Below are 7498 nucleotides of genomic sequence, written 5' to 3'. Positions count from 1 at the left end.
GGCCGCTGCTTTTGGCAGCGGCCTTTTTTATGTCCGGCTTATTTCCCATAGGAAAGTTCTTGTTTCCTACATAACTTTGGCGCTATTCGCAGCCGAAACTTCAATAGCACGGTTTTTTGCTGTCTCTTCCTACAACAAAGCCAGAAGCCCACTACGCACGCATCAAATAACCGCTGTTACGCTGAATTCAATCGCAGCGCTTCGCTTCGATTTATCACCGGAGAGCTATTGATAATGCAGATAAACAATACAAATTATCGCTCGAAAAATGGTTATAACAGTCGCGTTCGTTTTTTAATCTTCCACTACACCGCTGGCAACTTCGCCTCGTCGATAAACGCTTTGACCGGCCCGTCCGTGAGTGCTCATTATCTTATTCCGGATTTTTCCGACCCCACGTATTTGAAGGCGGGCTTCAAGGAGCCGCAGATCTTCAATCTGGTGGACGAGAACCAGCGGGCCTGGCATGCCGGCGTGAGCAGTTGGGGTAATCGAAGTAACCTGAACGATACTTCGATCGGCGTCGAAATCGTCAATCTGGCAACGGACAACCAAGGGCAATTTACCTTTCCGCCTTATGCGCCCCAGCAAATCGAGGCGATCGAATACCTGGCTGCAGATATCCTCAAGCGCTACCCGGAAATCAGTCCGGTAAACGTGGTGGGGCACTCGGATATCGCCGCCGGGCGCAAGAGCGATCCTGGCCCGATGTTTCCGTGGCATGCGTTGTATCTCAAGGGTATCGGCGCCTGGTTCGATGACGACGCCCAGAAGGCTTTCCTACAGGCCTATCAAACCAGCGGCATGCCGACCCGCGAGCAATTGCTCGGCCTGTTCAGGAGGTATGGCTTTGATACATCGGCCGCGACGACCAGTGTCGGGTTCCAGCGCCTGGTCCGCGCCTTCCAGTTACATTTTCGCCCGACGAAACATGACGGTGTGATGGACGTGGAGACCGCCGCGAATCTCGCGGCCCTGGTGCAGAAGTACTTCCCCTGAGCACGGTGCCGCGGCTGGCGACAACGGGCCCAGGGACACGATTCAAATGGCATGACGCTGCAGGTTCGCCATCATCTCTTTCAGAGCTTCCAGATTGTCGTTCGGGTGGACTGCGTTTTCGAAGTCGCAAATCTGCTGCCAGTGGGCGGCAACGTCCTCGGGTGAAAATCCCTGGCGCGGATCGAAGCCGGCACCGAGGCTGCGCTCCCAGCGCACCTTGCCCATCCAGCCGCCGCCTACTTCGAACAATCCGGAAGTTTCCTGGCAGGCTTCGCTGGCCAGGTACACGACCAGCGGGCTGACGAGTTCAGGCTTGAGTTGTTCGAATACCTGCGGCGGGATCAGGCCTTCGGTCATGCGCGTACCGCCGGTGGGGGCGATGGCGTTGACCAGGATGTTGTTCTTGCGACCTTCGATGGCCAGGGTGCGAGTGAGGCCGTATAGGCCAAGCTTGGCCATGCCGTAATTGGACTGGCCGAAGTTGCCATAGATGCCCGACGTGGAGGCGGTGAAGATCACCCGTCCGTAGTTCTGCTCGCGCAAGTGCGGCCAGGCGGCACGGGTGACTTTGTAGGCACCTTCGACATGGACGCGGTAAACCAGGTCCCAGTCGGCATCATCCATCTTATGGAAGGTCTTGTCGCGCAGGATACCGGCGTTATTGACCACCACATCCACCCTGCCGAACGAGTCGAGGGCGTTTTGCACCAGCTTGTCGCCGTCGGTGACGGAGTCATGGTTGGCTTCGGCAATACCGCCGGCCGCACGGATTTCAGCTACTACACGATCCGCTGCCGAGGCGTTGGCGCCCTCTCCCTGTGCCGACCCGCCGAGATCGTTCACCAGCACGCGTGCGCCCTGCCGGGCAAACAGCAGCGCATGAGCGCGGCCAAGGCCGCCGCCGGCTCCCGTGACGATCACGACTTTATCTTCGAAGCGCACAGATTCACTCATGAGCAGAACTCCAGCAGGCCGATAGGACATTGCCACGAGTGTCCGGCACAAGTCGGCAGGCCACAATCAACTGGGCTCAGAGTGAATGGTGGGCGATAAGGTGAGGGGATGATGCCCGACAATCGGTCATGAACAGGCCATTTGCCTGATCGGCGCTGCGATGGTTTCGCGAAATGCCAGGTAATGCTTGAGTACCTGAACAGGTGCCTCGCTGTGTGGATAGTGGCCAATGTCAGGCAACAGCACCGTGTCGGCGTTCGGAATCAAGGCCTCGTAACGCGCCACCATATGCGCACCGGAAATCGGATCGATTGCCCCGTCGATGACCCGCAACGGCACTTCGCCGCGCTGCATCGCCTGCACCCAACGGTCGCGTTGCACCCGTCGTTCGGAAATATAGGCGATGAGTTTGTGCATGATCCGCGGCCCGTGATGGGTTTCGACCAGACTCCAGTAATCATCCATTTCGCTTTCGGTCGGGCAAGTCCTGGGGCCGAAAATCCGTCGGAAACTCTTCACCAGCCCGTCCCTGGAGAAGGCCCGGCCTATCAGCCATCCCAAGGGGCTGAGCAGCAATTTCTGCATCAGCACCGGACGATGGGTCTCGGGGAACAGCCCACCATTGAGAAAAACACAACTGGCAACGTCGGCGCGCGCCTCGTTGTGCCGGGCAATCAATTCCTGGGCCACGCTGTCGCCATAATCGTGGGCCAGCACATGAACTCCCTGCGTCACATTCAAATGCGTCAGCAACGCTTGCTGCAGATCCGCCTGCTCCAACAGGCTGTAGGTGTGATCCACGGGTTTGTCGGAGTCACCGAAACCGAGCATGTCGCAGGCGATCACCCGGTAACGCTGCGCCAGCGGCTGCCACAGGTAGTGCCAGTCCCAACTGGCGGTGGGAAAACCGTGGATCAGCAGCAGAGGCTCGCCGTGGCCGGCCACCCAATAGCGGATGGCGTGGCCCCGAAACATGAAAGTCTGCCCGCGCTGGCGCCAGATACGCAGCGGAATCTGGACCATGGGCATCAGCTCTTGTAACCCGGATCTTGCTGATCGAGTTTGCGCAGCAAGGCCGGCCAGGCCAGCGCGCCCCCCATGCCTTGGGCGCTTCGGGTCACCCCGGCAACCATCGCCCGGGCACCGGCCAGCACCTGCGGCTCGATGGCAATCAACTCGGCGCCGCCGGTCTGGGCCAGGACCTGAATATCACAGGCTCGCTGGAAAATGAACATCATCAGGAAGGTATCGGCGATGGTGCCGCCACAGGTCAGCAGGCCATGGTTGTGAAGCATCAGGAAGTTGTTGTCACCCAGGTCGGCTTGCAGACGAACCTTTTCTTCAGGATTGAGCGCGACCCCTTCATACGGGTGATACGCCAGGCTCGACAGCACAAACAGCGATTGCTGGCTGATCGGCAGCACGCCCTGTTTTTGCGCCGATACCGCGACTCCGGCGGCCGTGTGGGTGTGCAACACGCACATCACATCGTGCCGCACCTCGTGCACCGCACTGTGAATGGTGTAACCCGCCGGGTTTATCTCATAGGGGCTGGGCATCAGCTTGTTGCCGGCCTGGTCGACCTTGACCAGGCTCGACGCGGTGATTTCATGGAACATCAACCCGAACGGGTTGATCAGGAAATCTTCGGTGCCGGGGACCTTGGCGGAGATGTGGGTAAAGATCAGGTCGTCCCAGCCATGCAGCGCGACCAGCCTGTAACAGGCGGCAAGATCTACGCGGGTTTGCCATTCGGCGGCGCTGACCAGATCCTTGATGCCGGGTGTCGATTGAATGGGCGTCACGCTCACGGTTATGACCTCTGGCTTTTTTGTTATGGAAAGGCGTCATTCACAACCTTCATGAACAGAAAACCAGTCTAGTCAGCTCCGCCAGGGCCGGTAGTTGCATTGGCAGCCAGCTTACTGACCGAGCGGGTCACCAGCGGACCATCCACGACGGGCCGGCCATCCTTCCATCAAGCGCGCAATGCCTCGATCAGCTCAGCCAGCCAGGGCTCGGCATCGCTTTCCGGCGTTACGCTCTCACTGGCATCCAGGCGTAACATAGGCAACACCTCGCGCACACCCAGCTCGGCAAACAATTCGCGCATCTGCTCGCCACCAGCGCAGAACGTATCGCCATAACTGGCATCCCCGAGGCCGATCACCGCACCAGGCAGGCCGCGAAACGACGCGGGCAACTGGTCGCGAATCGTTGAATACAATGGCATCAGGTTGTCCGGCAGCTCGCCCATGCCCGTGGTGGACGTTATGGCCAGCAACGCCTGCGGTTCGAAGTTCTGGATATCCGCCAGGCTCGCTCGCGGATTGTGGAATGTCTGGAAACCGGCGTCATCGAGCAGTTTGGCGACATGCCGGGCGACTTCTTCAGCGGTGCCGTACACGGAGCCGGAAAGGATGGCGACTTTCATCAATCTGATCCTGGAGCAAAATAAGAGCCGCAATGGTAGCAGGCTCCAGACTGATTCCGGGATTGATTCTCAATAACCGATAATGGCAAGTGGACATCGCTCAAGGTTCTTCTAGAATCCACCCTACGCAGGGATGTCAACGGCTGGAGGCTTCATGATTAATGCTCATTTGATGCAGTTGGTGATTGGCGCTTCGAACGACGGGATCGTCATCGCCGAAAAGGAAGGCGACGAAGACAATATCCTGATTTACGTAAACCCGGCGTTTGAACGCCTGACCGGCTACAGCCGCGACGAGATCCTCTACCAGGACTGCCGCTTCCTGCAGTCAGGTGATCGCGACCAACCGGCCCTGGAGCACATTCGCATGACCTTGAAGCAAGGGGGATCATGCCGACAAGTACTTCGCAACTATCGCAAGGACGGCACACCGTTCTGGAATGAACTGTCGTTGTCCACCGTGAAAAACGAGGCTGACGGACACACTTATTTCGTCGGTGTGCAAAATGATGTGACAGTCCAGGTGAAGGCTCAGCAGCGCATCGCCCAGCTCGAAAAAGAGTTGGCCGAAGCACGGGCGACAATTGCCCGTCTGGATGCGACGAACGGCGCAAACAAAACGGCGAATTAACGGTCAGTCAGTAGGATCACCCATAAACATGCACGTCATTTTTCGAGCACTGTATGCAGCGCGACGCCCTTCTTACCCAGGATGAGCTGGATTTCATCCGGACCATGCAGCACAACCCGCAGTTGAACGAGCGGGATGTCGCGTCGAGCTTGCAGGTAAACGGTGGGTCGCAGATCCGTGACCTTTTGACGCGCCTTGCGGCAAACGAGCAGGTCACGTTGCAAGCCAATTTCGAAAACCAGCAGATGACCTTTCCATTGCAACTGGTGGAAGATGAATTCCACGCCATACACCTACGCCTGGGTGTGCCGAGTATCTACGAGGATGGACCGAAGATCCGCCCATGGCGCTTGACGCTCGATGAACCGGTTGCGCTGGGAAATGCCAAGGGCCAGCCGGGTCCTTTGTGGGTGCACGAGGTCTCTTGCAAAGGCGTTCTGCTGGAAGTTCGCAACCGCACCAAACCGCCGAAACAGTTCGCGCTGTGGTTCAGCCCCTCAGGCTACGAGAGAATCTCGCTTCGCGGTACGTTCGAACGGGAAACCGATCGAGGCCTGTACGCCTACCATCTGAACCAGAATGACCAGGACGAAACCGAGCGCCTGCGTCAATACATTCTCCAGCAACATCGTCTGACCCATCCGGCGATGCACCTCTAGCAGCCATTCAAGTATCCAGGTTGCCCGCCAGAAATTGACGCACGCGTTGGCACATCAGCATGCCTTCATTTCCCAGGCAGGCGATGGAAGAGCCTGCCAGGCTTTCCTGCGCCAGGTCTGATGCATCGCCGGCAAGCATGACCGGACAATCCAGGCTCATCGCCAGCTTGTTCAGGCGCTTGGGGAGCTCCGCAGCCGGTGCATGGTTGGAAACCAGCACCAGCGCCAACGGCTTGATCTTCTGGCAAACCAGGGTTAATTCGTCAAAGGGCTGGCCAACAGTCATGACCCTGACGTGCACCTCCGCCCGGGAAATGAACAGCGTCGTGACCAGCAATTCCAGTTCCCGGCATTGGCCGGCTATGGCGCTGACCAGGACCCGCCGCGACGAAGTTTCGCGCTTCAGCAAGAGTCGTTGCATGACCCGCGAACGCAAGAAACCATCGAAGAACAGCCACTCGCTGGTCTGCCCGAACTCATGCTGGCGTTGGAGCAATGCTCGCCAGAGCGGCATCAGGATGTCCTGGAACACGACCGGTGCCGTATAGCTGGAAAAAATCTGTCCGTAGACCCGATCCAGCTCTACATCGTCAAAGCTCCCGACTGCTTCAGCCACGAGCTGTTGCCACTGGGCGTAATCGGCGCGCACCAGGTCGGGCGAAATGAACCTGGAGGCCGGCTGCACCGACTCGGTCCTGGCGAGGATTTTCCCCACTTTGCTCACCGCTACCCCGCGTTCGATCCAGGCGAGGATGCTGCGAACCTTTTCGATATCACTCAACGAGTACAGGCGATGCCCGCTTTCGGTGCGCGTGGGCTGGATAAGTCCGTAGCGACGCTCCCACGCACGCAAGGTGACCGGATTCACACCAGTCACCCGCGCCACTTCGCGGATGGGAAACAAGTCCGCGCTTTTCAAAGCCACGGCGGCCTGAAACGCGAGGTTCTCTTCGATGATCACGCTCATTCCGAAGGCTTACCCGGCTCGAATTGGATCCCAGTTTACTCCTCACAGGGGATGTCTTTACAAGGGAGATGGCGGGTCATATCCGAATTTGTAGTTTCCTACCCTACAAGGAATAATCCTTGCTGCCTTCAGGCATCGTACGCCGCCCCCTTACCCTGGGGCCGTTCTTCAAGCGAATCTCCTACCCGGAGTGCCGCAGCCGTAACATGGAGATACAAAATGTCTGCCTCCCCCGTCACGTTGATGGTTGCCCGCCGCGTCGCCGATGGCCGCTATCAGGACCTGATCGCCTGGTTGCGTGAAGGCGAGCAATTGGCAACCGACTTCCCCGGCTACCTGGGCTCAGGCGTACTTGCGCCGCCGCCCGAAGATGACGAGTTCCAGATCATCTTCCGTTTCGCCGATGAGCAGATCTTGCACGCATGGGAACATTCGGCCTCGCGCACGGCTTGGCTGGGCCGCGGCAGCGAGCTGTTTGCCCATCCCTCCGAACACCGTGTGCGCGGCATCGACGGCTGGTTCGGCGCTGTCAACCAGCGCCCGCCGCGCTGGAAACAGGCGGTGGCTATCTGGTTGGCATTTTTTCCGGTTTCGTTGTTGTTCAATTTCCTGCTGGGGCCGTTATTGGGCGAAATGGGCATGTTGGGCCGGGTGCTGATCAGCACGCTCATCCTGACGCCCCTGATGGTGTATCTGTTTATTCCGTTATCGACCCACTTGCTGGGGAACTGGCTCGCCGGCACGCCGCAACGACCATTGCCGGCCACGCAGAATCGGTGATGCGGCGATGCGGCGATGCCATCAGCTTCAAGAGGTATCCCTGTGGGAGCGAGGCTGCTCGCGAAAGCGGCGTG

At 58.6% G+C, this 7498-nt stretch carries 10 protein-coding genes; 5 read left to right on the top strand and 5 right to left on the bottom strand.

Annotated elements, in window-relative coordinates:
* Positions 1–232, top strand: a 232-nt coding sequence (locus ACE04F_RS18080) for a hypothetical protein (protein ID WP_486108797.1), incomplete at its 5' end; no start/stop codon positions are given.
* Between the two features lie 2 nt (positions 233–234).
* Positions 235–999 carry an N-acetylmuramoyl-L-alanine amidase gene (locus ACE04F_RS18075; RefSeq protein ID WP_486108795.1) on the top strand — a complete coding sequence of 255 codons (765 nt, stop codon included), beginning with the start codon at positions 235–237 and terminating at the stop codon, positions 997–999.
* A 42-nt stretch (positions 1000–1041) separates the two neighbouring features.
* On the opposite strand, the gene ACE04F_RS18070 is transcribed toward ACE04F_RS18075, so the two are convergent.
* The 4 genes from ACE04F_RS18070 to ACE04F_RS18055 all read right to left on the bottom strand — a co-directional run bounded on the left by ACE04F_RS18070 (position 1042) and on the right by ACE04F_RS18055 (position 4387).
* A complete protein-coding gene (locus ACE04F_RS18070) occupies positions 1042–1953 on the bottom strand; it encodes an SDR family oxidoreductase (RefSeq protein ID WP_486108793.1) in 912 nt (303 codons plus the stop codon).
* A gap of 126 nt (positions 1954–2079) precedes the next feature.
* Entirely contained in the window at positions 2080–2982 is a 903-nt protein-coding gene (locus tag ACE04F_RS18065) for an alpha/beta fold hydrolase (RefSeq protein WP_486108791.1), read from the bottom strand.
* The gene (locus ACE04F_RS18060; protein WP_486108789.1) at positions 2982–3764 is read right to left on the bottom strand and encodes a class II aldolase/adducin family protein; all 783 of its coding nucleotides are present in this window, start codon (positions 3762–3764) and stop codon (positions 2982–2984) included. Before ACE04F_RS18060 ends, ACE04F_RS18065 begins: the two co-directional genes overlap by 1 nt.
* A 167-nt stretch (positions 3765–3931) precedes the next feature.
* The gene (locus ACE04F_RS18055) at positions 3932–4387 is read right to left on the bottom strand and encodes a flavodoxin (RefSeq protein WP_486108787.1); all 456 of its coding nucleotides are present in this window, start codon (positions 4385–4387) and stop codon (positions 3932–3934) included.
* 154 nt (positions 4388–4541) lie between these two features.
* On the opposite strand from ACE04F_RS18055, the gene ACE04F_RS18050 reads away from it, so the two are divergent.
* Together ACE04F_RS18050 and ACE04F_RS18045 are read left to right on the top strand one after the other, a co-directional pair.
* Positions 4542–5018 carry a PAS domain-containing protein gene (locus ACE04F_RS18050; RefSeq protein ID WP_486108785.1) on the top strand — a complete coding sequence of 159 codons (477 nt, stop codon included), beginning with the start codon at positions 4542–4544 and terminating at the stop codon, positions 5016–5018.
* Positions 5019–5071: 53 nt separating this feature from the next.
* Complete coding sequence (locus tag ACE04F_RS18045) at positions 5072–5677, top strand: hypothetical protein (protein WP_486108783.1); 606 nt, start codon at positions 5072–5074, stop codon at positions 5675–5677.
* A gap of 7 nt (positions 5678–5684) precedes the next feature.
* On the opposite strand, the gene ACE04F_RS18040 is transcribed toward ACE04F_RS18045, so the two are convergent.
* Positions 5685–6644 carry a MerR family transcriptional regulator gene (locus tag ACE04F_RS18040; RefSeq protein WP_486108781.1) on the bottom strand — a complete coding sequence of 320 codons (960 nt, stop codon included), beginning with the start codon at positions 6642–6644 and terminating at the stop codon, positions 5685–5687.
* Between the two features lie 219 nt (positions 6645–6863).
* Here ACE04F_RS18040 and ACE04F_RS18035 point away from each other — a divergent pair, with 219 nt between their 5' ends.
* Positions 6864–7424, top strand: a complete 561-nt coding sequence (locus ACE04F_RS18035; protein ID WP_486108779.1) for an antibiotic biosynthesis monooxygenase — start codon at positions 6864–6866, stop codon at positions 7422–7424.
* Positions 7425–7498: the final 74 nt, after the last annotated feature.

The sequence above is a fragment of the Pseudomonas sp. AGC41 genome (genome assembly GCF_057334555.1).
Note: the sequence above shows the minus strand (reverse complement) of the source record. Positions and strands in the feature narration are given on the sequence as shown.

Coding starts and splice junctions, on each gene's coding strand:
- ACE04F_RS18075 (WP_486108795.1), top strand. CDS start 235: ATGCAGATAAACAATACAAATTATCGCTCGAAAAATGGTTATAACAGT.
- ACE04F_RS18070 (WP_486108793.1), bottom strand. CDS start 1,953: ATGAGTGAATCTGTGCGCTTCGAAGATAAAGTCGTGATCGTCACGGGA.
- ACE04F_RS18065 (WP_486108791.1), bottom strand. CDS start 2,982: ATGCCCATGGTCCAGATTCCGCTGCGTATCTGGCGCCAGCGCGGGCAG.
- ACE04F_RS18055 (WP_486108787.1), bottom strand. CDS start 4,387: ATGAAAGTCGCCATCCTTTCCGGCTCCGTGTACGGCACCGCTGAAGAA.
- ACE04F_RS18050 (WP_486108785.1), top strand. CDS start 4,542: ATGATTAATGCTCATTTGATGCAGTTGGTGATTGGCGCTTCGAACGAC.
- ACE04F_RS18045 (WP_486108783.1), top strand. CDS start 5,072: ATGCAGCGCGACGCCCTTCTTACCCAGGATGAGCTGGATTTCATCCGG.
- ACE04F_RS18040 (WP_486108781.1), bottom strand. CDS start 6,644: ATGAGCGTGATCATCGAAGAGAACCTCGCGTTTCAGGCCGCCGTGGCT.
- ACE04F_RS18035 (WP_486108779.1), top strand. CDS start 6,864: ATGTCTGCCTCCCCCGTCACGTTGATGGTTGCCCGCCGCGTCGCCGAT.